The sequence below is a fragment of the Pseudomonas sp. FP2338 genome (assembly GCF_030687515.1).
Classification (GTDB): domain Bacteria; phylum Pseudomonadota; class Gammaproteobacteria; order Pseudomonadales; family Pseudomonadaceae; genus Aquipseudomonas; species Aquipseudomonas salomonii.
In genome coordinates, this window is the sequence record NZ_CP117436.1 from 6,308,135 (window position 1) to 6,334,554 (window position 26,420).

General features: G+C 63.0%; 19 protein-coding genes. 8 read left to right on the forward strand and 11 right to left on the reverse strand.

Features of this window, described 5'->3' with window-relative positions:
* Positions 1-81: 81 nt before the first annotated feature.
* The 11 genes from PSH96_RS28755 to tagH are packed head-to-tail and all read right to left on the reverse strand — an operon-like array spanning position 82 to position 16,060.
* Positions 82-1,794, reverse strand: a complete 1,713-nt coding sequence (locus PSH96_RS28755; protein ID WP_305456635.1) for an SUMF1/EgtB/PvdO family nonheme iron enzyme — start codon at positions 1,792-1,794, stop codon at positions 82-84.
* Positions 1,787-2,971 (reverse strand): ABC transporter permease, encoded by a 1,185-nt coding sequence (locus PSH96_RS28760; RefSeq protein WP_305456637.1) that lies wholly within the window; start codon positions 2,969-2,971, stop codon positions 1,787-1,789. Before PSH96_RS28760 ends, PSH96_RS28755 begins: the two co-directional genes overlap by 8 nt.
* Positions 2,971-3,675, reverse strand: a complete 705-nt coding sequence (locus PSH96_RS28765) for an ABC transporter ATP-binding protein (RefSeq protein WP_305456638.1) — start codon at positions 3,673-3,675, stop codon at positions 2,971-2,973. Before PSH96_RS28765 ends, PSH96_RS28760 begins: the two co-directional genes overlap by 1 nt.
* Entirely contained in the window at positions 3,675-6,653 is a 2,979-nt protein-coding gene (locus PSH96_RS28770; RefSeq protein ID WP_305456640.1) for a serine/threonine-protein kinase, read from the reverse strand. The genes PSH96_RS28765 and PSH96_RS28770 overlap by 1 nt, the downstream gene beginning before the upstream one ends.
* The gene (locus PSH96_RS28775) at positions 6,650-7,369 is read right to left on the reverse strand and encodes a PP2C family serine/threonine-protein phosphatase (protein ID WP_305456642.1); all 720 of its coding nucleotides are present in this window, start codon (positions 7,367-7,369) and stop codon (positions 6,650-6,652) included. Before PSH96_RS28775 ends, PSH96_RS28770 begins: the two co-directional genes overlap by 4 nt.
* The gene (tagF, locus tag PSH96_RS28780) at positions 7,370-8,023 is read right to left on the reverse strand and encodes a type VI secretion system-associated protein TagF (protein WP_305456643.1); all 654 of its coding nucleotides are present in this window, start codon (positions 8,021-8,023) and stop codon (positions 7,370-7,372) included.
* Positions 8,020-11,520 (reverse strand): type VI secretion system membrane subunit TssM, encoded by a 3,501-nt coding sequence (gene tssM / locus PSH96_RS28785; RefSeq protein ID WP_305456644.1) that lies wholly within the window; start codon positions 11,518-11,520, stop codon positions 8,020-8,022. Before tssM ends, tagF begins: the two co-directional genes overlap by 4 nt.
* Entirely contained in the window at positions 11,517-12,806 is a 1,290-nt protein-coding gene (locus PSH96_RS28790) for a DotU family type VI secretion system protein (protein ID WP_305456645.1), read from the reverse strand. The genes tssM and PSH96_RS28790 overlap by 4 nt, the downstream gene beginning before the upstream one ends.
* A 6-nt stretch (positions 12,807-12,812) precedes the next feature.
* Positions 12,813-14,147 carry a type VI secretion system baseplate subunit TssK gene (gene tssK, locus PSH96_RS28795; RefSeq protein WP_138450366.1) on the reverse strand — a complete coding sequence of 445 codons (1,335 nt, stop codon included), beginning with the start codon at positions 14,145-14,147 and terminating at the stop codon, positions 12,813-12,815.
* A gap of 18 nt (positions 14,148-14,165) precedes the next feature.
* Positions 14,166-14,675: a type VI secretion system lipoprotein TssJ gene (tssJ, locus tag PSH96_RS28800; protein WP_305456646.1), complete on the reverse strand. Its 510-nt coding sequence runs from the start codon at positions 14,673-14,675 to the stop codon at positions 14,166-14,168.
* 56 nt (positions 14,676-14,731) lie between these two features.
* Positions 14,732-16,060: a type VI secretion system-associated FHA domain protein TagH gene (gene tagH / locus PSH96_RS28805; RefSeq protein ID WP_305456647.1), complete on the reverse strand. Its 1,329-nt coding sequence runs from the start codon at positions 16,058-16,060 to the stop codon at positions 14,732-14,734.
* A gap of 393 nt (positions 16,061-16,453) precedes the next feature.
* Between tagH and tssA the strand changes: the two genes are divergently transcribed.
* The 8 genes from tssA (at position 16,454) to tssH (ending at position 26,307) form a co-directional block, all read left to right on the forward strand.
* Complete coding sequence (gene tssA, locus PSH96_RS28810; protein WP_305456648.1) at positions 16,454-17,473, forward strand: type VI secretion system protein TssA; 1,020 nt, start codon at positions 16,454-16,456, stop codon at positions 17,471-17,473.
* 54 nt (positions 17,474-17,527) lie between these two features.
* Complete coding sequence (tssB, locus tag PSH96_RS28815) at positions 17,528-18,034, forward strand: type VI secretion system contractile sheath small subunit (protein WP_017135823.1); 507 nt, start codon at positions 17,528-17,530, stop codon at positions 18,032-18,034.
* Between the two features lie 2 nt (positions 18,035-18,036).
* Complete coding sequence (gene tssC / locus PSH96_RS28820; RefSeq protein ID WP_056860861.1) at positions 18,037-19,533, forward strand: type VI secretion system contractile sheath large subunit; 1,497 nt, start codon at positions 18,037-18,039, stop codon at positions 19,531-19,533.
* 172 nt (positions 19,534-19,705) lie between these two features.
* Positions 19,706-20,194, forward strand: a complete 489-nt coding sequence (locus PSH96_RS28825; RefSeq protein WP_005792512.1) for a type VI secretion system tube protein Hcp — start codon at positions 19,706-19,708, stop codon at positions 20,192-20,194.
* A gap of 78 nt (positions 20,195-20,272) precedes the next feature.
* On the forward strand, positions 20,273-20,788 hold the full coding sequence (gene tssE / locus PSH96_RS28830; RefSeq protein ID WP_005792513.1) for a type VI secretion system baseplate subunit TssE: 516 nt from the start codon (positions 20,273-20,275) through the stop codon (positions 20,786-20,788).
* On the forward strand, positions 20,785-22,644 hold the full coding sequence (gene tssF, locus PSH96_RS28835) for a type VI secretion system baseplate subunit TssF (protein ID WP_305456650.1): 1,860 nt from the start codon (positions 20,785-20,787) through the stop codon (positions 22,642-22,644). Before tssE ends, tssF begins: the two co-directional genes overlap by 4 nt.
* Positions 22,608-23,651 carry a type VI secretion system baseplate subunit TssG gene (tssG, locus tag PSH96_RS28840; RefSeq protein ID WP_305456651.1) on the forward strand — a complete coding sequence of 348 codons (1,044 nt, stop codon included), beginning with the start codon at positions 22,608-22,610 and terminating at the stop codon, positions 23,649-23,651. Before tssF ends, tssG begins: the two co-directional genes overlap by 37 nt.
* A complete protein-coding gene (tssH, locus tag PSH96_RS28845) occupies positions 23,644-26,307 on the forward strand; it encodes a type VI secretion system ATPase TssH (protein ID WP_305456652.1) in 2,664 nt (887 codons plus the stop codon). Before tssG ends, tssH begins: the two co-directional genes overlap by 8 nt.
* Positions 26,308-26,420 lie beyond the last annotated feature (113 nt).

Genomic DNA, 26,420 nt, shown 5'->3' on the forward strand with positions numbered 1-26,420 from the left:
TGTGTTCTCTGTTAAGTTTGACTTGCCCAGCACGGCCCACCGCCGACTGAGTCCCTTCCAAGCTCGCCGCACAACCAACGGTCAAGACCGCTGACCGCTCGCTGCGAGCAGTTCCTTCAAGATCGTTGCCGGGTCGGCCCGCTGTTGCTTGCGGTAGTTGCCGACATGGCGAACGAACAGTGTCGCGCGCGTCACCAGGCTCTTGCCGAGCACTGGCTTGCGATCCAACTCTTCCTTGATCCTTTGAAACTGGGCCTGGATCACCGCATCGGTGTAGCGCGTGCCGGTGGCCAGGTTGTCGATGTAAATCGCCACCGCGCCGTCGAGGGCGCTGCGACCATTGGTGATGGCCATGTCGAACAGTTGCGCGCTGGCCTCATCCTTATTGTCTTTGGCCTGTTGGCGGCTCTTCTGCAGGTTGGCCAGGCGGATGTTGTAATTGCTGATGGTCTCGGCCACCAACGCGGCCGACTGGATCAGGTTGCCCGCGGCTTCCTCGCGCTGCTGGGCGATCAACGAGACGTTGCGTTTCAGCTCTTCGTTGACCAGGCCGAGTTCGGCTTGCAGTTTTGGGTCGACACTGGCGGCGATGATGCTGTCCAGGCGCTTGGTCGGGTCCTGAGCGTCATCGATGGCGTCAGTCAGCGAAGCCAGGCGGCCTTCTTTCTGCCACTGGGCGAACAGCTCCTTGTAGCGCGAGCGCGGCGCCGACAACGCGCCGATCGCTACGCGAAAACCGGTGGTTTCGTTGCTTTGCTCGGTGCCGTCAGCAGCGAATAACGGGTACTCGCGGCGCATACCGGTAAACAGCGTGCCCTCACCTTCCAGGTAATTGCCGCCCTTGACCACGAAGCCACCGTAGGTGCCCTGACGGCGCCCGGCGTGCACCAGCTGGAAGGATTCCTGGACCATTTCCGCTGCGTTGCCGATCACATCGAACAGGCCGATAGGGTTGGGCAATTTGGTGCCGATGGGCATCAAGCGCGCTGCCTGGCCAGTGCCGCCAGCGACCTGGTTGAACACTGCGTAGTCACCCAGCGGGCCATCGCTTTCGCTGCCTTCGACGCGGCGCGGGAACAGCCGCCCTTCCAGTTCCTGACGGCTCACCGCCTGGCCACCGCGTGCGGCGTATTCCCATTCCACTTCGGTGGGCAGGCGCACAAAACCCAGGCCGCCGTCGTCGGCCGAAGAGCCGCGGCCACTCACCGGCAGCAGCTCACGGTGGTACTTCATCAGCCAGGCGCTGTACACCGCCGAAAAACGCTCCGCTTCAAAGCGCGACAACTTCACCTTGGGCAGGCGCGCAGCCATGCCAGTCGGTGCATCACACGCAGGTGCGGGCTCGCCGCTGGCCAGCGACTGTGCCTGGGACATCACCTGCGCATACTGGCGGGCGGTCACTTCGTACTTACCGATGAAATACAGCATCGGCTTGAGCGGCGTCTTGGCGTCGGTTTTCGGCATCAACGGCGCGATGACTGTGTTCCAGTCCTTGGGCAAATCCTTGAGCGTGAACTGGCCGTTGATAAAGTCGCGACGGTAGCCGGAAATAAACGACTGCTGATAACCCGCTTCGCCCTCGGCAAAGGGATAGCCGAGGCTGATTTCGCGGTCATCCAGCGTGCCTTGGGCCAACACGTAGGCGTAGCGGAACACCATGTTGCCTTCGCAGGGCAGCGGCAGGCTCACGTCATCCGGCAATGGTTTAGGGTTATCGAGTTTGTCACTCGCTTCATCGGCCCAGGCCAATGAGACCAGGCTCAGCGCCACACAGGCGCCCAGTAACTTATACATCTCTGATTCCTTCAGAAGCCTGGATACGCGCCACTCGCCAACCGCCACAGGCCGCCGCCACGGCGCTGACGCCGAGGATTGCGACCAGGGCCAGGGCGTAGTGACGCGCCAACAGGTGACTGGCGTACTCGCCCGCCCCCTGCACAAATAGTTTATTCAAAGCGGCCTCGGCCAGGCCATACAGCCCGGCGCTCAGCACGGCGGCATACCCTGCGCTGTACAGCGCCTGCAACACCACAAACAACAACAGTGCGCCGGTGGAAAACCCCAACAGGCGCAGCACCGACAATTCCCGCCGCTTGCGCGCGACCGCCGCCAGCGCCCCGGCGAAGATCGCTGCAAACGCGCCAACCAAGGCCAGCCCGGCAATAATCCAGAATACCAACGACAGGTTGCGACTCAACGACTGCACCTGGGCGATGGTCTGTGCCTGGGTCGACACCAACAGATTCTGCCCGGCGAAATACACCCGCAGCGGCTCCACATCAGTCAGGGTGCGCGCGTAAAGACGAAACGCCGGGTACACACGCTGCTCGCTCACCCCGACCGCATCCCCGTCCCAGCCCAACGCCGGTACGGCACGGCCATCGCGGTAATCTTCCGCCGCTTCCAGCAAACCCAAATCAGCAAACAAGCCGTCACGGGCGAAGGCTTCCAACGGCAACACCGCCAGCACTTGCAAGCGTGTGCGCTGGGCCTCGACACGCCCCGCCACTTGCCGCGCAAAGCGGGTTTCCAGCCAATCCCCAGGCCGCGCCGCAAGCTTTTCGGCAGCGGTGTGGCTCAGCACGATCTGGTCCAGGCCCTTGGGCATCGGTAAACCGCTGAGCAAGGGATCACCCGCCGCCGTCGGCAGCATTTCCAACGCCAGCGTGCCCACCTGCGCGGTCGCCGCAATTTGCCGAGTACGCGGCACGGCAAAGGCCACATCGCTGCGCCGGCCCAACTGCCGAATAAATTCGCTGCTGAATCGCCCACCGCCCAATGGGATAATTTCACGGGTGGCCGGATCGGTCTCCAAGCGTTCGGTCAAACTGCCAACCAGTCCAAATTTCAGGCCGAATAACACCAGCAGCGGTGCGATCACCGCCACCAGCGCCAGCACCGAACAGGCCGACAGCCAGGCGTCATTGCGGTAATCCTGCCAGGCCAGCGAGGCCACCACGCCGATGCGCATCAGCACACCTCCCCGAGCGTGGCCGTGACGCCGCCGTCAGGGTCGCGGCGGCAACCGATGCGCCGTACCTGCAAGCCGCTGGCGCGGGCCAGGGGTTCGTCATGGGTGGCGATCACGCAGGCGGCACGGTGTTCGCGGGCCTGGGCCAGCAGCACCTGCATCACGCGCTCGGCATTCAGCGGGTCCAGCGACGCGGTCGGCTCATCCGCCAGCACCAGCTGCGGCGCATGGGCCAGGGCACGGGCGCAACTCACGCGCTGGCGTTGGCCTACCGACAGGTCCGCCGGCTTCTTCGCCAACTGGTCACTGATCTCCAGCTGCCCCGCCAGGCGCGCCACGCTGCCGTCATCTTTCAAACCCAGCAATTGCCGCGACAAGGCGATATTGCTGCGCACATCGAGAAAACCCAGCAGGCCGCCGGTTTGCAGCACATAACCCAAGTGCCGGCTGCGCAGCGCAGCCAGGGTAGATTGCTGATCGGCACGCCATAGCCCGCCGATATCGGTGTTGTCGAATTCAAACTGGCCGGCCTGATCCGGCGCCAACACCAGCGCGAGCAAATCCAGCAACGTGCTTTTGCCGCAGCCACTGGGCCCGACAATCGCCAATTGCTCACCGCCACGCAGCTGCAAAGCCGGAATTACCAGGCTGTAACGCTGGCTCCCCGTGCCCCGGCTTTTGTGCACCGCGCTCAAGTTCAGCATTACGGCAGCGTCGACAACGGCACGCGGTACAACGCATCGCCCGGCTCGGCATCGCCGAAACGGACCCAGTTGGCCACGTCATTGTGGAAGGTTTCGTAGAGGCGGATTTTCGAATCCAGCTCGTCGATAAAGTCTTCCTGCTCGGCCACACTCAGCGACAACCACAAGTCCTGGGTCATGTTCAGCGACTTGCTGCGGTACGGCAGGCCTTCCAGGTACTCACCGAGCAGGCCGCCATCGGCCAGGTTACCGCCCTTGCGCAGGGCCTGCGGGTCACGGCTCATATAGGCCGAAGCGCTGGCAATTTCCTGGAAGAAATCCTTGGGTGAGGTTTGGGTTTTGCGCGCGGCATCCACGATCAGTTTCAGCGATTGCTGCAGGTCGTTGAGCTGCAATTTGGTGAGCATCACGCACACCTGGAACGCCGGCAGCGCCGGGTTGGTCAGGTCACGATCGGCGGTCCAGGCGCTGACCAGTTGCGGCGCCTGGCTCGCGGTTTTACGGCCGAGGAAGTCCATGTGCATGGCGTAGCCGACTGCTGCGGATTTGTCCGCCAGGCTCGGCGCGCTGCTCAGCAGCGGCACCGGTTGTGGCGTGTCGCTGCGGACCTGGTGCACCAGGTTGGCGAACACTGTGCCAATCTCATCAACCCGCTCGCCCAGCTTGTGCACATCACCACCGGGCACCGGTGTGTAGAGGTCGCCGATCTGCGGGTTGGCGTCGGCGGTGAGCACGCGGTACTGGGTTTCGGCACCGGCGTGGGTTTTCTTGCCGGCATCGGTGCGCAGGTGCAGGGCGTAAATCTTGATCTGCTTGCCGAGTGCCGCCTGACGCACTTCGGCTTCGTTCATCTGGGTGGCGGCGAATGGGTCGTTCTTGCGCAGCGCGCCGGCATCGGTGACCAGCAAAATGATGCGCCCGCCGTAGCCGGTCCAGTCCATGCCATCGACCGCCTGCATCACCCCGGCAAAAGCGTCCTCGTTGAACGAGTGGCTGGACACCGTGGACGCTTTGACCTGGCGCGCCATGTCGAGGAAGCGCTGCGGGTCGCGGCCCTGGTCCAGGGTGATAAGCGTCTTGGCGACGTATTCCAAACCGGGGGTTTTCTTGATGCTGTTGCGAAACCCCACCAGCCCGAAGCTCACGCTATCAAGCTCGCCGCGCTCGGCAATGCGGGTTTGCAACTCATGCACCACATCGCGAACCTGGTCGATGTAAGGCTGCATCGAAACCGTCGTGTCGACCACCAACACCACCGCCGTGCGGAAAGCGTCTGCAGCGATCGCTTTGGTAGCCGGCTTGGCCGCCGCGCTGCCCGGGTCGATGGATGCCACATTGAGCAACTGCACCGGCTGGCCGTTTTCGTCGAAGCTCTCTTTGGAGTCAAAAATCGGCAGCAGGTAAAACTGGTTTTGCGGCACGGCGCTGGCCGTCGGCTCAAGCGCCAGCACCTGTTGATTGTCTTCGCGGTTCTTCTGCGCCTTGGCCAACACGTTTTTGGCGGCGGCGGGATCAGCCAACAGCTTTTCCACCTCAGCCGATTGGCGCAGGAACATCACCGGCGCCCGGCCCGAGCGCTCGGTGAACTTGAGCACCAGGCTTTGCTTCCAGTCGCTGACTTGAGCGGCGGGCAACCACCCATCGCTGCGCCCATCGGTTGCGGCGCCGACACGCACCCACGGGCTGCCGTCGATGTCTTTGCGCTGGTAAACATAGAGCACCGAAAACGCCGGCAGGGCTTCGTCTGCTGCACCACCGGCATCATGGGAGAGCTTGGCGCCCGGCTTGCTGAGCACGCGCTGGAACAAGGTCTTTTTGCCCGCCATCAGCAACGGCCGCTGGCCACCATCCGCCTCAGCCACTACCGGCTTTACCTCCGGCGGTGGTGAGGTCTTGGGCACCACGGCGACAGGCGGTTTGGCAGGTTCATCGCTGCCGCTCAGCCACCAGTAACTGGCGCCACCAATGGCCAGTGCCACCGCCACGGCCACGGCGGCCAGGGCCAGCACCGGGCCACGGCGCTGTTCGGACACGGCGCGTTGTTGCGTCGGCGTCACCACCGGCTGACGCACCGGTTGCGGCTGGGGTTTTTCGGTCGGAATCTCGATGGACACCGGCGTCATTCCGGCCAAGTCAAAACTCAGCGGAATCGGTAACGGCCGTACCAGCGTGGCTTCCGCAGAGTCTGCGGGCAGTTGGTCCAGCGCGCGCAGCAACGCCGCCGCATCCGGAAAACGCTCGGCCGGGTCTTTGGCCAACAGCTTGCGCAGCACGTCCTGATAACGGCCATGGTGCACCGGCAGTTCCGGCAGCGGCTCGGTCAGATGGGCCAGCGCAGTGGACAGCGCATCAGTGCCGTTATACGGCAGCTTGCCAACCAGAATTTCGTAGAGCACCACGCCCAACGCATACAGGTCGGCGCGGCCATCGATCTCCTGGCCTCGCGCCTGCTCCGGGCTCATGTAGCTCGGCGTGCCCACGGCAAAGCCGGCTTGAGTGAACTGGGTGCGATCGTCCAGGGACTTGGCGATGCCGAAGTCCGACAGTACGGCGGTGCCGTCAGCGCGAAACAGAATGTTCGCCGGTTTGACGTCGCGGTGTACCAAACCCTGCGCATGCGCATAGCCCAACGCCGAAGCGATCTGGCGAATCAGCGTCACGCCCTGCTCCGGCGTCAGGCCGGCGGCGATGCGCTCTTTGAGTGTGCCATTGGGCAGGTATTCCATGGCCATGTAGTACAGCTCACCGACGTTGCCGATGTCATGGATGGTCACCGTGTGCGGATGCGACAGGCGCGCCAGGGTCTTGCCCTCGCGCAGGAAGCGCTCGCAGAAGCTCGGGTCGGCCGCCAGCGCCGCGGCCATCACCTTCAAGGCCACCTTGCGCTCCAGCGAGCGCTGGGTCGCCAGGTACACGCTGGCCATGGCGCCTTCGCCGATCTCGCCTTCGATGTCGTAGCCCGGGATCACAATGTTCATGGCGAGACCTTCACGACAATGGCAGTGATATTGTCCGGCGCGCCGCGATTGAGCCCCAGATGCACCAGGCTGCGCACGATTTCATCCGGCGCATCATGGCCCAGCACTTCGCGGATCTCATGGTCTTCGACGGTCTTGTTGAGACCATCGCTGCACAGCAGGTAGCTGTCGCCGGGGGAAATCAACAGGTCAGCCACCGCCACTTCCAGCTGGGCCTCCACGCCCACCGCGCGGGTGACGATATTGGCACGGGGATGCACGCGCGCGTCGGCTTCGCTGAGCAGGCCGCTGTCTTGCAGGTCCTGCACGTAGCTGTGGTCACGGGAAATGCTCTCCAACTGCCCCTCGCGCAGGCGGTACAGGCGACTGTCGCCGGCCCATAAACACACGCCACGCAGGCCACGTGCGGCAAGCACCACCACAGTGCTGCCCATCATGCTCACGCCACGGTTAGCGGTTTCTTCGCGCACCGTGGCGTTGATGCGGATCAGGTCATTGCGCAAGGCCGCCGAGTATTCATCCAGTGAGCGCCCCACCGGCACGTTGCGCAGGCTGTCGACAATCAAACTACTGACGTAATCGCCCGCCGCATGCCCGCCCATGCCATCGGCCACGACCCACAGGCGGTTTTCCGGCAGGTCCAGGCACGCGTCTTCATTGACCTGACGCACCATGCCCACATGGCTTTTGCTCGCGGATTTAAACGTCGCCCCCATCTACACCACACCTTCTTGTCCGAGCAAAAACTGCGCAAAATCGCCGGCAGCCGGCAAACCCTGGCACCGCAATAAACCGGGTGAAATACGTTGTGAGCCACGGCCCCACCACAGGCTGGCACCTTCACAGGCCTGCTCGGCCAGTGCAGTCATGCGGCTGTGGGGCACAGTGGCGGCGACCCGTTGCAGGCCCGCGAAGCGACTGTCGACCGCGCGTTGCTCACTGGCCGGAATGCCCAGGCTGTCGACGCCATCGTTGAAACGTTCAAACGTGGCGCCAGTATCCAGGGTGCTGAGCAACAGCTCTTCAGCCTGCTCAAACCACGTATCCGGGCCGCCCACCAATGACGCCGGGTTAGTGTCGTGATCAAGCAATGCCACCACGGCCAACGGGAAATAGCGCCCGACCCGATCAATGCTCGGCATCACCACGCCTGTCGCCGCGTCCGGCCCGCACACGCCCGGTGCCAGCACAAAACGCCACAACGGGCTGACCAGATAAACGTTGAGCCAATCGCCGCCCAGGCTGTTCTGGCTGGCGAGCAAACCGGCGGCCAGCCAGCTGTCCCACGGGCCGATAAAACTCTGGGGCAAGGCGCGGCTGACAAAGTCACCGCGGCTGGCCAACTTGCCGTAGAAGCCCAGCGTGGTCATAACCGCTCCGGCAGGCTGAAGCCACTGAGTACGCGGCTCTTGAACGGGTTGAAGGCGCTGTTGGCGCGCAACTCGTAGGCGATGCTCGCGCCATCAACCCGCAAACGCAGGTTGAAACGGTCCGGCGAGTTGCCGGCACTCAGGTCCGATTGTTCCAGCAGGCGGAACCACGCCCATGGGCCGTCCAGGGTCACGCCGGAACGGCCACTGGCTGACGGCGGCATGATCGAAATACGCACCACGCCAATGCTGCCGGGGTTGGGCCATTGCATCGCCACCGGGCGGCTTGGGCCGTGGTCGTAGCTCAGTTGCTGGCCGTCGAGGTCAAGCAGAAACTGGGTGATAGTCGGGTCCATCGACACCGGCTTGAGCTCGAAACGCACGATCGGCTGGGTGCCCCCCGATCTGAAGAACGCGTCACGAATAGCCGCCGCACGCTGGAAGGTTTGCAGCACGCCCGGTGCAATCCCGAGCTTTTGCGCCGCGCCCGGCTGCCAGCGCCAGGTCTGCGCGGACGTATCCACGTAAGGCTGCAGGTATTTGCGGAAGTAGTTATCCATCACCCCGCCCACGCCGAAGAACTGGCCGAAATCATCCAAAGTGGCATCCCGCGCGCTGCCCGGCGACATCGGATAACGCCCCGCCAGAGACTGGCGATACACGTTGACCACTTCACTCATCCACGCCGCATTCAGCTGGTTACGCACCCCGCCCATCATGCTGTTGGTGGTGGAGTTGACCACCGACTTGACCATGCCCTGCACCAGCGGGGGCTGGCGTTCGGCATTCAAACTGACCCGCGTGGCCGCAGCCGCCGCCTGGTTCTTGGCCTCGCCGAGCAAGGCGTCGCCACTGGCGCCGACCATGGCGCTGACTTGCACATACAGCGCGTTCATGTCCGCCAGCAGGCCGTCGATGGCCGCCGATTCGCCTTCGTTTTTGCTGACGATGCTATTGAGTTCGGCAAAGTGCGCGGTCACCGGATCGTCCGCCGCTTGCGGTGCATTAGCGCTTGGTTGCTCCTGGCCGAGCAGGCTGCCGAGGCGCTCTTTGAGCTTGTCGACGCCGCCTTCCACCGGCACGCCTTTGGCGGCCAATTGGCGTTCTTCAGCTTGCAGGTCGGTCTCTTTGGCTACGGCTACCAGCAGCTTTTTCAGCGGCGAAGTGGGGCCGGAAATCACCCGCAGCACATCGGCCGCCTGGGCCACGCTGGTGATCGGCACAAAGTCGATGTCCGCGAGCAAGGCGTCCCATTGGCGCTGGTAGTCCTGGAAGTACAGGCGGCGCACGTCGGCCGCCAGGCTTACCACGTTCTGTTGATCGGCCTGTTCACGGCCCAGTACCCATTGCTCTTCGGCCAGGGTGCCGGTCTGGTTCAGACTGCTGAGCAGGAAGGCCTGACGATAGCCTTTGGCAGTGAAGAACCCACTCAACGGCTCGCCCAACGGCTTGCCGCTTTTACGGCTGAACACCAGCGCGGCATCGCGGCCGGCGGCTTCGTTGAGGCGAAAGTCGGGGATGCCCTCGGGCAGCTTCTGGCGCTTGACCCGGTCGTACACGCGTTGCGCCACCGGCAACTGTTGCAGCTGGCGACGCAGGTCATCGATCAGGCGTGGGTCCAGCCGCGCGTTCGGCGGGTGGCGGTCGAACAGCGCCTGCAAGTGCCCGGTCAGCGCCTGGCGCTGATCGGCCGGCAGGTCACGCGGCAGGTTGCGGTCCCAATCCAGGGCGACCCAGGCCTTGATGAAGTCCGGGTCGTAGTGCTCGTTGTCGGCGAGCATCAGGTAGGCCTTGAGGCCTTCATAGAGGAAGTCGGAATTGCCGCCACCATGCAGTTGCTCTTCGATGCGCGTGACCAGGCGTGGCGCGAATACCGCGATCAACAGCTTGCGGTAGACGCTGGCAGATTCGGCTTCAAGCATATCGCCCTGATACAGGCCCAGGCCTTCGGACCAGCTCGGCGAGTCGCCCGCGAGGTTCTTCACCGCGTTGAGCAGCGGCAACACTGCCAGCACTTCACGCTGCGCCGGGCTGAGGTTCTGTACGGTCTGGCCCAGCGGCGCAACCTTCTGATCAACCTGGGCGATATACGCCTGGTTGGCGCGATAACTTACCCACCACAGGCCACTGACCACCACCACCAAGGCGACGGTAGCTGCCAGCACACCGCGTGCAATCCACTTGCGGCGGCGCTCGACTTTCGGGTTCACACCCACCAACCCACGCTCGGCGAACGCTACGGCGGTGAACAACTTTTCGATGAAATAACTGCGCCCGGTGCCGCTCTGTCGCGCCAGGTGCTGGCGGTCCAGGTTCATGCTCTGGGCCATGGCGCCGATCAGGCGATCAATCGGGCTGCCTTCCTGAGTGCCGCTGGTGAAGTACACACCGCGCAGCAACACCCGCTCTTCGAAGGCGTTGGGTTTGAACACGCCTTCGAGGAAGCTTTGCAGGCAATCTTTCAACGCGCCGAACTGCTGCGGGAAACCGTAGATCAGGTCACGCCGCGCCGGGTCACGCTCCTGTTGCAGGCGTTCCACCAGCCGTTCGTTCAGGCGCTGCTCAAGACCGGCAAACTCGCTTTGCAGATGGGCCAGTGGGCTGTCGCTGTTTTTGCCGTCGTCCAGGGCGAAGGTCATGCCCCATACCTGGGTGCGGTCTTCCTTGCTCAGGTTGTCGAAGAACTCCATGAAACCCGGCACCAGGTCGAGCTTGGTCAGCATCAGGTAGATCGGGAATCGCACACCCAGTTGGGTGTACAGCTCCTGGATCCGCAGGCGAATTGCGGCCGCATGGGCGGCGCGTTCGGCATCCGTACCGAGCAGCAGATCCGAGAGGCTGATGGCGATAAACGCACCATCAATCGGGCGACGCGAACGCTGCTTTTTCAGCAGATCGAGAAAGCCCAACCACGCGGCTTTATCCACTGTGGAGTTGCTGTCCTGGGTGGTGTAGCGGCCGGCGGTATCAAGCAAAACGGCCTGGTCGGTAAACCACCAATCACAATTGCGCGTACCGCCAACACCGCGCACGGCACCGGCGCCCAACTGCGCAGCGAGTGGAAAGTGCAGGCCGGAATTGACCAGCGCGGTGGTCTTGCCCGAACCCGGCGGGCCGATGATCACGTACCACGGCAGCTCATAGAGATTGCGGCGCTCATCACCGCCGAGCTTGGCCTTTTTCAGCAATGCCAGGGCTTCGTCCATGCGCTGGCGCAGGGCGGACAACTCTTCGGCGGTGGCGACGCTGTTGGGGTCGGCCGGGGTTTCGGCGGCGAGGCTGCGCATCACTTCGGCGGCCTGGCGGCGCGCCTGGATAATGCGCACTACGCGGTAGGCGATCCACAGCGCAAACACCAGGATGATCAGCGCCCAGCGCCGCCCTTCCGGCATCAGCACATCGAGCAACGGCCCCACAAACCAGATGATCAGGCTCAGGGCAATCAGGCCCAGTACGGGGATCACCCAGCGAATCATAAAACTGAAAAACGCCTTCACTCGACGCCCTCCGCCAATACGGTGATTTCAACCCGACGATTACGGGCACGGCCTTCGGCAGTAGCGTTGGTCGCCACCGGCTCGGTGTCGCTGCGGCCTTCGGCGCTGAAGCGATCCGCCTGGCCAGTCTTGGCCGCCAGGATGTCCAGCACCGACTTGGCCCGCGCTTCGGACAATGCCCAGTTGGACGGGAAGCGCAACGTGGCAATCGGGCGGTTGTCGCTGTGGCCGGTCACGCGGACCTGCCCCTTGACCTTGCGGATGGCGTCAGCGATGCGCAGCATCAGCGGCTCGAAGTCATCGCGGATGCTGGAGCTGGCAGACGCGAACAGTTCATCGCCGCGAATCGTCACCACGGAACGGTCGACCTTGTCTTCTACCGCCACGCGGCCCGCCTTGATGTCTTCCACCAGGAAGCCGGCCAGACGCGGCCGCTCGATGACTTTAGGTTGCGCCACCGGGCGGTCGATGGCCTGCACCGGAATCTCGCCCAGGGCATGGATATTCTTGAACACCGGTTCCGCATCCGACGCCAGCTTCATGCGCAAGCCAAACAGCAATGCCAGCAGCAACGCCAGGCCGATGGCCACGGCGATCCACGGCGGCATGAATTGCGCCAGGCGATCACGCGCCACGGTCACGCCACGCCAATGCGGCGACAGCTCGCGCTCATGCTCGCCACGCGCACTGCGAATCGCTGCGGCGGTGCGTTCACGCAAGGCTTCCAACTGGCTGCGGCCGTCATTCATCACGCGGTAGCGGCCTTCAAAACCCAGGCACATGCACAGGTACAGCAACTCCAGCAGGTACAACCGCTCGCGTGGGCTTTGCAGGCAATGGTCGAGCAACTGGAAGACCTTTTCGCCGCCCCAGGCTTCGTTGTGCACGGTGATCAACAAGCTCTGCTTGCCCCAGTCACTGGCACTGCCCCATGGCGTGCTGAGCACGGCTTCATCGAGCGCCGTACACAGCGCGTAACGCGCCAGCAGCACTTCGTTGCGCGCCACACCGGCGGCTTCGGCGCGCTCTTCGAACTGGCGCAGGTAGGCCAGCAACTGCGCACGCAGGCTGGCAGGTGCGGGGTGCGCGATGGTGTTGCGTAGCCGTGTCAGCAACGCCAACAGCGGGCCGGCTGCGCTTTCCAGCGGGTTGAGGCCCTGGCTTTTGCCGGTGAGGATCGGCGCGGCCGGCATCGACAAAGGCGCCGGCTCTGCACGTGCTGGAGCAGGCTCCCGGCCACCCGGGCGCGGCATGAACTGGGTGCGGTCATCATCATTGGGATGCATCGCGGATTATCCTCGGATCGCCCAGAAGGCCAGGTTCAAGCCCGGGAACTGCCCGGCGATATGGAAGGCAAACCCGCCGGAGTTGTTCAGTTGCTGCCAGTGCTCGCTGCCACGGTCCAGCTCGTAATAGGTGCTGCCTGCGTGGTACGGGATCTGGCGTGGCGCAACCGGCAACGGCAGCAGGCCGATACCTGGCAATTGCAGGTTGACCATGTCGCGGATGTGCTCCACCGAGCCGACTTTGCTCTGCTGGCCGAAGCGTGCGCGCAAGGTTTCGCCGGGCACGTCGGCACGGACCACGAGGATGAAACTGGCGCTGTCGAGCAGGGTTTTGTCGGCGAGCATGGCCACGTGGATACCGTAGGCTTTTTCCACAATAGGGATCGGCGTGGCTTTGCTGTCGATCAGCATCGACAAGGCTTCACGCAACGCTGCCATCACCGGGGCAAAGCTCAGGGCCAGGTCATCATGTTGGTATTGCGGGTATTCCTGCGGGCGCCGGCCCGTGGTGGAAAACGTGGCGAACTCTCCCGCCAGGCTGACCAGCTCGCTGAAAAACCGCTCAGGGTGCAGCGGGCTTAACTGGCTCAGATGCTGGATCAGCGGCTGCGCCCGGTTGACCAATTGCAGCAGCATGAAGTCGGCAATTTCCGAAGCACCACCCGCACCCGAGGCGACCACGCGGCCCGCCAGGGCTTCGCCGCGCTGGTGCAACAGGCCGAGCAGTTCGCTGCGAAAGGCAGTCAGTGGTTTGCTCGCGGCCACGTCCAGCACCGGTGGGATATACGTGTCGTCGAGTACCAGTGCGCGGTCGGCGCGCTTTTCCTTGATGCGCACCAGGCCAATGGCGGCGTAGTCACTGATGCCATCCTGCGCGGTCAACAGGCGCAGCGCTCGGGAACCCACGGCCACGGGTGCGCGGTTTTCAAACGGCGCGTTATCGTCGCGCACTTCGCGCACCTGGCTGACGTAGCGCGCCGCTTCCAGCGCTTCGCCTTCATCCACCGTGTCTCGCGCACCGGCGCGCTTGAGCGGCAAGGCCAGGTACACCAGGCCGTCGCGCAGGTTGTCGTCGATATTCAGCGGGCTCGGCGCCAAGTCGTCCTGGGGAATATTGAACGGCGTGCCGTCGGGCAACAGGCCACGCGCCGACACGATCGCCAGCTTGCCCTGGGCCAGCAGGCCCTGGTCAATAAGCAACTCGGAAAAGCCCCAGGCACCGGCGGACAACGGGCGGCTGCGCGCGTCGATGAGGTTTTCCAGGTAACGGTCATGCTGCTGGAAGTGCTGCGTTCCGATGAACATGCCTTCCGACCAGACCACGCGATTGTTCCAGGACATGGGGGCTCCGAGGGTTTCTTATTGGGCAGGGCTGGATGGGGGAACCACGACGTCGGCGCGTACGGCACGCACATCGAGGCTGATCTGATATTCGGTATATTGGCGCGCCGGAACAGTGAGCACCGTGCGCCATTGCGCGCGGTCCAGCTCGCGATAGCCCACCAACAAGCCGATCTGGCGTGTGGAGGGGTCAAGGTCGCGCTGGATGCTCAGTTGCTGGCCGGGCTGGATCATCACTTCATCCTGGTCCAGCAGGTCCAGGCCAAGGGTGGATTGCGCGCGATCGGCCAAGGCGAAGTAGTCGGAGCGACTGAAGGTGGCGGCGTTTTTCAGTTCGAAAATGCGCACTCGTACCGGAGCGGCCTGGCCGTTGGCGCCGGGGTTTAGCCCGGCAATGGCGTGAAAGTGCAGCTCGACGGCGGCAGTGCCCGCCTCGGCTTCAGTGGCAGCCTCGGGTTTGACCGCGTCCTTGGCACACGCCGTCAGCATCAGCGCGGTGGCGGCTGCGAGTAAAAACCTGGGAATCATCCTGCGTCCTCAATGACGTACTTAGCTATCCGTTTTATCCATTATTGCGGCGCGTTTTAGTGTCGCTGTCGTGCGCTGTGTTCTTCGTATGCCCGGCTGAATTCGCGACCGAACAGGTCCTGGAAATCTTCCTGGGCCTCACGGGAAATATTGCTGTAGAGCTCGGTGAATTGCTGCCAGTACTGCGCCTGGCGCGAACCGTTGAACAGGCTCGATAGCCCGGCGGGCTTGCCCATGCGCTCTTCCAGCTGTGCCGGTTCAAAACGCGTGAGCAGGTGTTTGATCGCCGCTTCCACACCGGCCATCACCGCCAGTTGGTGGGCACGCAGGTCGTCGAAACTGTCGCGCACGGCAACGTCCGGCGCCATAAACGCTTGGTTGCCATGACGAAGCAGCAGCAGTAAGGCTTCGTCAGCATTCGGCGCAAATTTCAACGGGTTGTTTTCAGCCGGCTGGATCATCGTCTGCTGCATGCGGAACTCGCCCTTGAGGCTGGCGCGGGCACGCAACACGTCGATCAGGCCTTCGACCATCAGGCGGTAGCTGCGGCCGATGCTTTCCATTTGTGCTTCGGCTTGAGCCTTGTCGAGGCGCAATTGGTCCAGCCCCGCGCCGCGCAGGAAAGCCTGGAGCAGGTCGGGCTGCGAGGAAATGTCCGGGGCGGCCGGCTGCATGATTGGCGCGAGGGGCGGTTCAACGGGTGCAACCGGCTGAGGAGTTGCTACGACTGGCGCTGGCGTGTCGCCAAACAAGTCCCAATCTTCGGGAATCACCGAGCCTGACACTGCGGGCTTTTCGACCACAGGCACCGCGACCGGCGTTGGCGGACGAAAATCGTGCTGCTCGCTGGGTACGTGGTCCGCCACGGTTGGCGGCGGCACGGTGGTCGGAGTGAGGAAGTCGAACAGGTCCGGCAGCGTGTCCATCGACGAGGCGCCCTGGAACTGCGGCGCGATCACAGGCGCAGATACAGGTGCAGGCTTGTTCGCCACTGCGCCCATCAGCGCTTCAAAACTGTTCGGCGAATCGCCGCTGAACGGCTGGCTATCAAGCGCCTGCACGTTGAAGTCGATACGCGCCTGGATCTCGTAATCGCCGATGCGGATCAACTCGCCATCTTGCAACGGCTCGCTGTTACCTCTACGCATTCGGATGCCGGCGTTAACCAGCTCCACTCCGTTTGTGCTGTTATCGGTCAGATAGTAACGGCCATCTTTGTATTGAATAACGCAATGTTGCGAGGAGACTAACCGCTCTGGATCAGGCAATACCCAGTCATTGTCGGAATTGCGGCCAATAGCCATCAGCCCCTGATCCATGGACTTTTCAGAGCATTGCCCAGGGGTAATCTTGTGATAACTAGTGATAGTCAAACACAGCGACATCTTGCCTCCTTGCTGATACATCGCGCGCGGTCTATTCCAAGGGAGGGCGTTTCCCGTAAGCGCCCTGCCAAGTCGTGCAACCGACCGTAAAATCTGCTTTTGTCAGCATGATCGCTGATCTTAACCGGCTTCTGTGACAAAAATCCTGTCTTGGGCCGCCGTCAGACCCGTCAGTCGCGCAGTGTGTTAAACACCGCACATCTGTCACAGAGGGCGAGTAGCTTACCTTGACAACGCGTAACTACTACACCAAAAATGCACAACTTCTTGAACATAAGTGATGGCACCATAGTGGCACACTGAGTATATGACCAAGAAAACATGCAAAGTTCATAGCGTAACTAATGCATGCATTGCCCGCCGTCTAACGGGCTGATAAGGAGATCGAATCAAGTGGATGTGCCGTTGCTGCTCGCCGCCGTTTCCGCGACTTCGCCCTGTGGTGAAGACCTGGAATATGACGCGCAATTCCTTCAACTGGAACGTGACGCCAAGGGCCAACCCGAGCGCAGCATGGGCGACTCGATCCTGCCCGCCGAACCACCGCAATGGCGCAGCATCCAGCAGCAAAGCCTCGACTTGTTGCAACGCAGCAAAGACCTGCGCATCACCCATTTCCTGTTGCAAAGCTCCCTCGCCCTCCAGGGTGTGGCCGGGCTTGCCGAAGTCCTTACGTTGATCAACGCGCTGCTGCGCGAATACTGGGCCGACCTGTACCCGCGCCTGGATGCCGACGACGATAACGACCCCACCGTACGCATCAACGCCCTGTCCGGCTTGACCAGCGACGCGACCATTCGCCTGCTGCGCGAGAGCATCCTCACGCGCTCGCGCACGTTCGGGCCGGTGAGCCTGCGCGCGGCGCTCAACGCCAGCGGCCTGTCGAACTTCCCGGATGAGCAACTCGGCGCGCAGCAACTCAATGCCGCGTTCCTCGACAGCGACTCCGAACAACTGCAAGCCACGCGCGACGCCTTGAGTGCCGCGCGTGCCGCCTGCGAGGCCATCGAACAACACGTCAGCGACCAAGTCGGCTCGGCCCAGGGCGTAGACCTGAGTCTGTTGAAGCAACCGCTCAAGCAGGCGCTGCAGATCCTCAATCAAGCCGTACCCGACCCTGCAGGCAGCAGCGAACCCGAGGCCGTCAGTGAAGACAATGCCCCCTCGGTCGATTTCGCCACCGCCCCCGCAGCACCGCGCCCCACGGGCGACATCGCCACCCGCGATGACGTGCTGCGCAGCCTCGACAAGATCCTTGCGTACTACACCCGGCACGAGCCTTCGAGCCCGCTGCCGGTGTTGTTGAACCGGGCGAAGCATCTGGTGCACGCCGACTTTGCGGCCATCGTGCGCAATCTGATCCCCGACGGCATGTCCCAATTTGAAAACCTGCGCGGCCCGGAAAGCGAGTAAGCCGCCGGACTGTGCAGTAACAACACCGTCGCTCAAGCGACCAGGAGCAGCAACGTGGCGAAGCAAAGTTCTCAGAAATTCATCGCGCGCAACCGTGCGCCTCGAGTGCAGATCGAGTACGACGTCGAGCTTTACGGCGCCGAGAAAAAGGTCCAGCTGCCCTTCGTGATGGGCGTGATGGCCGACCTCGCCGGCAAGCCTGCCGAGCCGCTGGCGCCTGTGGCTGATCGCAAGTTCCTTGAGGTAGACGTCGACAACTTCGACTCGCGCCTCAAGGCCATGCAGCCACGCGTAGCCTTCCACGTACCGAATGAGTTGACCGGCGAAGGCAACCTGAGCTTGGACATCACCTTCGAAAGCATGGACGACTTCAGCCCGGCCGCCGTAGCCCGCAAGGTCGATTCCCTCAAGCAACTGCTCGAAGCCCGCACCCAGTTGGCCAACCTGCTGACCTACATGGACGGCAAGACTGGCGCTGAAGAAATCATCATGAAGGCGATCAAGGACCCGGCACTGCTTCAGGCACTTGCCAGCGCGCCTAAGCCAGCAGGGGACCAGTAATCATGACCGACAATACCGCCCGCGAAGGCAGCCAGATCCTGGGTGCTACCGAAGAAGCCAGCGAGTTCGCCAACCTGCTGCTGCAAGAGTTCAAACCCAAGACCGAGCGTGCCCGCGAAGCCGTGGAAACCGCCGTGCGCACCTTGGCCGAACAGGCTCTGGCGCAGACGGACCTGGTTTCCAATGACGCGATCAAGTCGATTGAATCGATTATCGCGGCCATCGACGCCAAGCTCACCGCCCAGGTCAACCAGATCATCCACCACCCGGATTTCCAGCAGCTGGAAAGCGCCTGGCGTGGCCTGCACTACCTGGTCAACAACACCGAGAGCGACGAGCAGCTGAAGATTCGCGTGCTCAATATCGCCAAACCTGAACTGCACAAGACCCTGAAGAAATTCAAGGGCACGGCGTGGGACCAGAGCCCGCTCTTCAAGAAGATGTACGAAGAAGAATACGGCCAGTTCGGCGGCGAACCGTACGGTTGCCTGGTGGGCGACTACTACTTCGACCAGTCGCCTCCGGATGTCGAGTTGCTGGGCGAGTTGTCGAAAGTCTGCGCCGCCATGCACGCACCCTTCATCGCGGCCGCTTCGCCGACCGTGATGGGCATGGGCTCGTGGCAGGAACTGTCGAACCCGCGCGACCTGACCAAGATCTTCACCACGCCGGAATACGCCGGCTGGCGCTCACTGCGTGAATCGGAAGACTCGCGCTACATCGGCCTGACCATGCCGCGCTTCCTGGCGCGCCTGCCGTATGGCGCCAAGACCGACCCGGTGGAAGCCTTCGCTTTCGAAGAAAACACCGACGGCGCCGACAGCTCCAAATACACCTGGGCCAACGCCGCTTACGCGATGGCGGTGAACATCAACCGTTCGTTCAAACACTACGGCTGGTGCTCGCGCATCCGTGGCGTGGAGTCCGGCGGTGAAGTGGAAAACCTCCCGGCCCACACGTTCCCTACCGATGACGGTGGCGTGGACATGAAGTGCCCGACCGAAATCGCCATCAGCGACCGCCGTGAAGCGGAGCTGGCCAAAAACGGTTTCATGCCGCTGCTGCACAAGAAAAACACCGACTTCGCCGCGTTCATCGGCGCCCAGTCGTTGCAGAAACCGGCCGAATACGACGACCCGGACGCCACCGCCAACGCCAACCTGGCTGCGCGCCTGCCGTACCTGTTCGCCACCTGCCGCTTCGCCCACTACTTGAAGTGCATCGTGCGCGACAAGATCGGTTCCTTCAAAGAGAAGGACGAGATGCAGCGTTGGTTGCAGGACTGGATCCTCAACTACGTCGACGGCGACCCTGCGCACTCCACCGAAACCACCAAGGCCCAGCACCCGTTGGCCGCCGCCGAAGTGATCGTGGAAGACGTCGAAGGCAACCCGGGTTACTACAACTCCAAGTTCTACCTGCGCCCGCACTACCAGCTCGAAGGGCTGACCGTGTCGTTGCGCCTGGTATCGAAACTGCCTTCGGCAAAAAGCGCGTAACTAACGGTTGGACCGGCTCTTCTGTGGGAGCCGGGCTTGCCCGCGATGCAGGCACCTCGGTTTGTCAGTCAGACCGCGGTGATGCAATCGCAGGCAAGCCAGCTCCCACAGAACAGCATTGCCCCTTTGGGCATAACCAAATTCAGTGGCCCGTGCCACACAGGGAGAAAACATGGCTGTTGATATTTTCATCAAGATCGGCGACATCAAGGGCGAGTCCATGGACAAGGCCCACAAGGACGAAATCGACGTGCTGAACTGGAGCTGGGGCATGGCCCAGTCCGGCAACATGCATGTGGGCGGCGGCGGCGGCGCGGGCAAGGTAAATATCCAGGACCTGTCGCTGACCAAGTACGTCGACAAGGCTTCGCCTAACCTGATGATGCACTGCGCCAGCGGCAAGCACATCGACAAGGTCAAGCTGACCGTGCGCAAGGCCGGCGGCGAAAGCCAGGTCGAGTACATGGTGATCAACCTGGAAGAAGTGCTGGTCACGTCCCTGAGCACCGGCGGCTCGGGCACCGATGATCGCCTGACCGAAAACGTCACCCTGAACTTCGCCCAGGTGATGGTCGACTACCAACCGCAGAAAGCCGACGGCACCAAAGACGGCGGCGCGATCAAGTTTGGCTGGAACATCCGTTCCAACACCAAGCGCTGATAGCCTTGGCGGCCGCAGCACCTCGCTGCGGCCCCTGGCACCTTGTCCCTCTCTTAGCCCGTCCGTGGAGCTGCTTTGGTGGTAACTGAAATCGCTTCCCGCGACCGTCTGCAACCGTCCCTGCTGGACCGGCTGACCGACGACGACCCGACCAACCCCAAGGAAAGCGCCGATAAACGCGTGCTGTCCCTGACCCAATTGAAAGCCTCGGTGCTGCGCGACCTGGCGTGGCTGCTTAATACCACGTCGCTCCTCGACGCCGATGCCACGTTGCACACCCCGGCTGGCACATCGGTGGTCAATTACGGCCTGCCGGCGCTGGCGGGCAATAGTGTTTCCAGTGTGGATATCAAAGCCCTGGAAGCCCTGATCTACCAAGCCATCGCGACTTTTGAACCGCGTATTTTGCGCCACACGCTGCGCGTCAAAGCCCGCGTGGGCCATGGCGAGATGAACCACAACGCATTGAGTTTCGAGATCGAAGGCGACCTGTGGGCGCAGCCGGTGCCGTTGCGCCTGCTGCTGCAAACCGACCTCGATCTGGAATCCGGGCATGTGCGTGTCGTCAATGCCGACCAGCGGAGGCGCCCATGAACCCGCGCCTGCTGGAGCTGTACAACCAGGAACTGCACCACGTGCGCGAAAGCGCCGCCGAGTTCGCCAAGGAATACCCGAAGATCGCCAGTCGGCTGACGTTGTCCGGCATGGACTGCGCCGACCCGTACGTCGAACGCTTGCTCGAAGGCTTTGCCTACCTCACGGCCCGGGTGCAGCTCAAGCTCGATGCCGAGTACCCGACCTTCACCCATAACCTGCTGGAAATCGCCTACCCGCACTACCTCGCGCCCACGCCGTCGATGACCGTGGTGCAATTGCAGACCGACCCCGACGAAGGCTCGCTGGCCAGCGGTTTCCCGCTGCCACGCGACACCGTGTTGCGCGCCGCATTGGGCCGCGAAACCCAGACCTGCTGCGAGTACCGCACCGCGCACCCGGTGACGCTGTGGCCGTTGCAGGTCAGTGGCGCCGAGTACTTCGGCAACCCCGCTGCCGTGCTGGGTCGCCTGGCGGCCAGCGAACCCAAAGCCAAAGCCGGCCTGCGCCTGACTCTGCGCACCGGCGCCGAATTACCCTTCAACAGCCTCGACCTCGATAGCCTGCCGCTGTACCTCAGTGGCGCCGATGAGCAGCCGTTCCGCCTTTACGAACAACTGCTGGGCAATGCCTGCGCGGTGTTCGCCCGCAAGCCGGGCGGTGATTGGGTCGAGCGCCTGCCGCAAGACGCGCTGCGCTCCCGGGGTTTTGACGACGCCGATGCGGCCATGCCGGTGGTGGCGCGGGCGTTTCAGGGCTACCGGCTATTGCAGGAATACTTCGCCCTGCCCCACCGTTTCCTGTTCGTCGAATTTGCGCAGCTGAGCCGTGCGGTCAAACGCTGCGACGGCCAGGAGCTGGAGCTGATCGTGCTGTTCGACCGTCACGAGCCGAGCCTGGAAGGCAGCGTCGGCGCGGCGCAGTTCTTACCGTTCTGCACGCCGGCGATCAACTTGTTTCCCAAACGCGTCGACCGTATCCACCTGTCGGACCGTGTCAACGAACACCATGTGATCGCCGACCGCACGCGGCCGATGGATTTCGAGATTCACTCGCTGAGCGGCATCACCGGCCATGGCACTGGGCCGGAGCAGCCGTTCCTGCCGTTCTATGCGGTGCGCGATCCATCCCGCTACGGCCGCGATCAGGCTTACTACACGCTGCGCCGCGAGCCTCGCGTGTTGTCCAGTGACCAACGCCGTAACGGCCCGCGCTCCACCTATGTGGGCAGCGAAACCTTTGTCAGCCTGGTCGACAGCCAGCAAGCGCCCTACCGTCATGACCTGCGCCAGCTCGGCGTGACCGCGCTGTGTACCAACCGCGATCTGCCGCTGTTCATGAGCGTGGGCAACGGCAAGACCGACTTCACCCTGGCCGACAGCGCGCCGGTGTTGTCTGTGCGCAGCGTCGCCGGGCCAAGTCGTCCGCGTGCCAGCCATGCCCATGACGCCAAAGCGTGGCGCCTGATCAGTCAGCTGTCGCTCAACTACCTGTCGCTAAGCGAACAAGGCCAGGGCGCGGGCGCCTTGCGTGAACTGCTGCGCCTGTACGGCGACAGCAATGACGCGGCCCTGCAGTTGCAGATCGAAGGCTTGCGCGAAGTCAGCAGCAAAGCCGTGACCCGGCGCCTGCCGATGCCCGGCCCGATCGTGTTTGGGCGCGGCCTGGAAATCACCCTGGAATTCGATGAAAACGCGTTTCGCGGCACCGGCGTGTTCCTGCTCGGCGCAGTGCTGGAACGCTTCCTGGCACGTTATGTGTCGATCAACAGCTTTACCGAGACGGTGATCCGTACCACCGAACGCGGCGAGATCATGCGATGGAAAGCCAAGCCCGGTCGACGTCCGACCCTGTGAACACACTGGATGCGATGCATCAGGAGCCCTGGGAATACGATTTCTTCCAGGCGTTGCGGCGTATCGAGTGCGAATCGCCCGAGCTGCCGCGCCTGGGCCATTCCCTGCGCCTGGCCGATGACCCACTGCGCCTCGGGCAACAAGCCGATTGCACCTTCGCACCGGCCACATTGGCCTCGGTCGACCCCGGCGGCGATGGCAAACCGGCGCGGCTGGAGCAGTTCTTTTTCGGCCTCGGCGGCCCCAACGGCCCCTTGCCGCTGCATATCACCGAGTACGTGCGCGAACGCCAGCGCAACAACGCCGACAGCACCAGCAAACAGTTTTTGGATGTGTTCCACCATCGCCTGCTCAGCCTGTTTTACCGAGCCTGGGCCGAGGCGCGGCCGACCGTCAGCCACGACCGCCCGGATGATGACTACTGGTCCGCGCGCCTCGCGGCGCTGAGTGGTCGCGGCATGCCGAGCCTGCTGAATCAGGGGCTGATTCCGGATACCGCGAAGCTGCACTACAGCGGCCACCTGTCGGCGCAAACCCGCTACCCGGACGGCTTGAAGGCCATTCTCAGCGAGTACTTCGGCCTGCCGGTAGCCATCGAAGAATACGTCGGCCAGTGGCTGGAACTGCCGGAGCGCAGCCGCGTGAGTGTCAGCGCCAACCAGTTGGGCGTGGACTTTTGCCTGGGCAGCCATGTGTGGGATCGCCAGCATAAATTCCGCATCCGCCTCGGCCCGCTCAAGCTGGACGATTACATGGGCATGCTGCCCGGCAGCCAGCCGTTCAACGAGCTGGTGGCGTGGGTGGCCGAGTACCTGGGCCATGAACTGGACTGGGACTTGAACCTGGTTTTGCAACAACCCGAAGTCCCAAAGCTGCAACTCAATGGCCAATTCCGCCTGGGCTTCAACACCTGGCTCGGCCAACCCGAGCATGACGCCAACGACCTAATCCTGGCCCGGCATTACGCCGATCACGCCACCACCTCAAGGAATCCAGAGCATGGGTGAAATCAGTCGCGCCGCACTGTTCGGCAAACTCAACAGCGTGGCCTACAAGGCCATCGAAGCCGCCACCGTGTTCTGCAAATTGCGGGGCAACCCGTATGTGGAACTGGCCCACTGGTTTCACCAGTTGCTGCAACTGCAGGATTCGGACCTGCACCGCATCATCCGTCAGTTCAACGTGGAGCCGGCACGCCTGGCCCGTGACCTGACCGAAGCGCTGGACCGCCTGCCGCGTGGTTCGACGTCGATCACCGACTTGTCGTCGCATGTGGAAGAAGCCGTAGAGCGCGGTTGGGTCTACGGCAGCCTGATGTTCGGCGAAAGCCAAGTGCGCACCGGTTACCTGGTGTTGGGCATTCTGAAGACGCCGAGCCTGCGCCATGCGCTGCTGGGCTTGTCATCTGAGTTCGACAAGATCAAGGCCGAGGCCCTGAGCGAGCGGTTTGACGAATACGTCGGCGATTCGCCGGAGAATGCGCTGAGTGCCAGCGATGGCTTCAGTGCCGGTGCCGTACCGGGCGAAGCCAGCGGTGCCATGGCGCCAAGTGCGATGGGCAAGCAGGAAGCGCTCAAGCGCTTTACCGTCGACCTGACCGAACAGGCGCGCAGCGGCAAACTCGACCCGATCGTGGGGCGTGACGAAGAGATCCGCCAACTGGTGGACATCCTGATGCGTCGGCGCCAGAACAACCCGATCCTCACCGGTGAAGCGGGTGTGGGCAAGACCGCCGTGGTTGAAGGGTTCGCCCTGCGCATCGTCGCCGGTGACGTGCCGCCTGCGCTCAAGGATGTGGAACTGCGCAGCCTCGACGTGGGCCTGCTGCAAGCCGGCGCCAGCATGAAGGGCGAGTTCGAGCAGCGCCTGCGCCAGGTTATCGAAGACGTGCAGGCCTCGCCCAAGCCGATCATTCTGTTTATCGACGAAGCCCACACCCTGGTAGGTGCCGGTGGCGCCGCCGGGACTGGCGATGCCGCCAACCTGCTCAAGCCTGCACTGGCCCGTGGCACCTTGCGTACCGTAGCCGCCACGACCTGGGCCGAGTACAAAAAACACATCGAGAAAGACCCGGCCCTGACCCGCCGCTTCCAAGTGGTGCAGGTGGCCGAGCCGTCGGAAGACAAAGCGCTGCTGATGATGCGCGGCGTGGCCTCGACCATGGAAAAACACCATCAGGTGCAGATCCTCGACGAAGCGCTGGAAGCCTCGGTGAAGCTGTCGCACCGCTACATCCCCGCGCGACAGTTGCCGGACAAATCCGTCAGTTTGCTCGATACCGCCTGTGCCCGCGTCGCCATCAGCCTGCATGCCGTGCCGGCCGAAGTGGACGACAGCCGCCGTCGCATCGAAGCGCTGGAAACCGAGCTGCAAATCATCGCCCGTGAGCATGCCATCGGCATTGCCATTGGTGCGCGTCAAACCCATAGCGAAGCTTTGCTGAGCGCCGAGCGCGAACGCCTGGCAACTCTGGAAAGCCGCTGGGCCGAAGAAAAAACCCTGGTTGATGAGCTATTGGCCACTCGCGCGACCTTGCGCGAAAAGGCGGGCGTGGTAGACAGCGGCAACGATGAGTTGCGCGCCCAACTGGTCGACCTGCAACAACGCCTCACCGCCCTGCAAGGCGAAACCCCGCTGATCTTGCCGACCGTGGATTACCAGGCCGTGGCCTCGGTAGTCGCCGACTGGACCGGCATCCCGGTGGGCCGCATGGCACGCAACGAGCTGGAGACGGTGCTCAACCTCGACCAGCATCTGAAAAAACGCATCATCGGCCAGGACCATGCCTTGCAGATGATCGCCAAGCGCATCCAGACCTCCCGCGCCGGGCTTGATAACCCAAGCAAGCCGATTGGCGTGTTCATGCTCGCCGGCACCTCGGGTGTGGGCAAGACCGAAACCGCCCTGGCCCTGGCCGAAGCCATGTACGGCGGTGAGCAGAACGTCATCACCATCAACATGAGCGAGTTCCAGGAAGCCCACACCGTGTCCACACTCAAGGGCGCGCCGCCGGGTTATATCGGCTACGGCGAAGGCGGCGTGCTGACCGAAGCGGTACGGCGCAAACCCTACAGCGTGGTGCTGCTGGACGAGGTGGAAAAAGCCCACCCGGACGTGCACGAAATCTTCTTCCAGGTGTTCGACAAGGGCGTGATGGAGGACGGCGAAGGCCGGGTAATCGACTTCAAGAACACCCTCATCCTGCTGACCACCAACGCCGGCACTGAACTGATTTCCCAGGTGTGCAAAGACCCGGCGAACATCCCCGAGCCGGAAGAAATCGCCAAGGCCCTGCGCCAACCGCTGCTGGAGATTTTCCCGCCGGCTCTGCTGGGCCGTTTGGTGACGATTCCGTATTACCCGTTGAGCGATGAGATGCTCAAGGCGATCACCCGCTTGCAGCTCAATCGCATCAAAAAGCGCGTGGAGAACACCCACAAAGTCGCCTTCGATTACGACGACGCAGTGGTCGATTTGATCGTCTCGCGCTGCACCGAAACCGAAAGCGGCGGGCGCATGATCGACACCATCCTGACCAACAGCCTGCTGCCGGACATGAGCCGTGAATTCCTCACGCGCATGCTCGAAGGCAAGGCGCTGGCGGGTGTGCGTATCAGCAGCCGGGATAATGAATTGCACTACGACTTCAGCGACGCCGAATAACGACTGTGGGAATGCGGTCAGTGTGGGAACTGGCTTGTGTGGGAGCCGGGCTTGCCCGCGATGCAGGCACCTCGGTGTGGCAGGCACACTGAGGTGATGCTATCGCAGGCAAG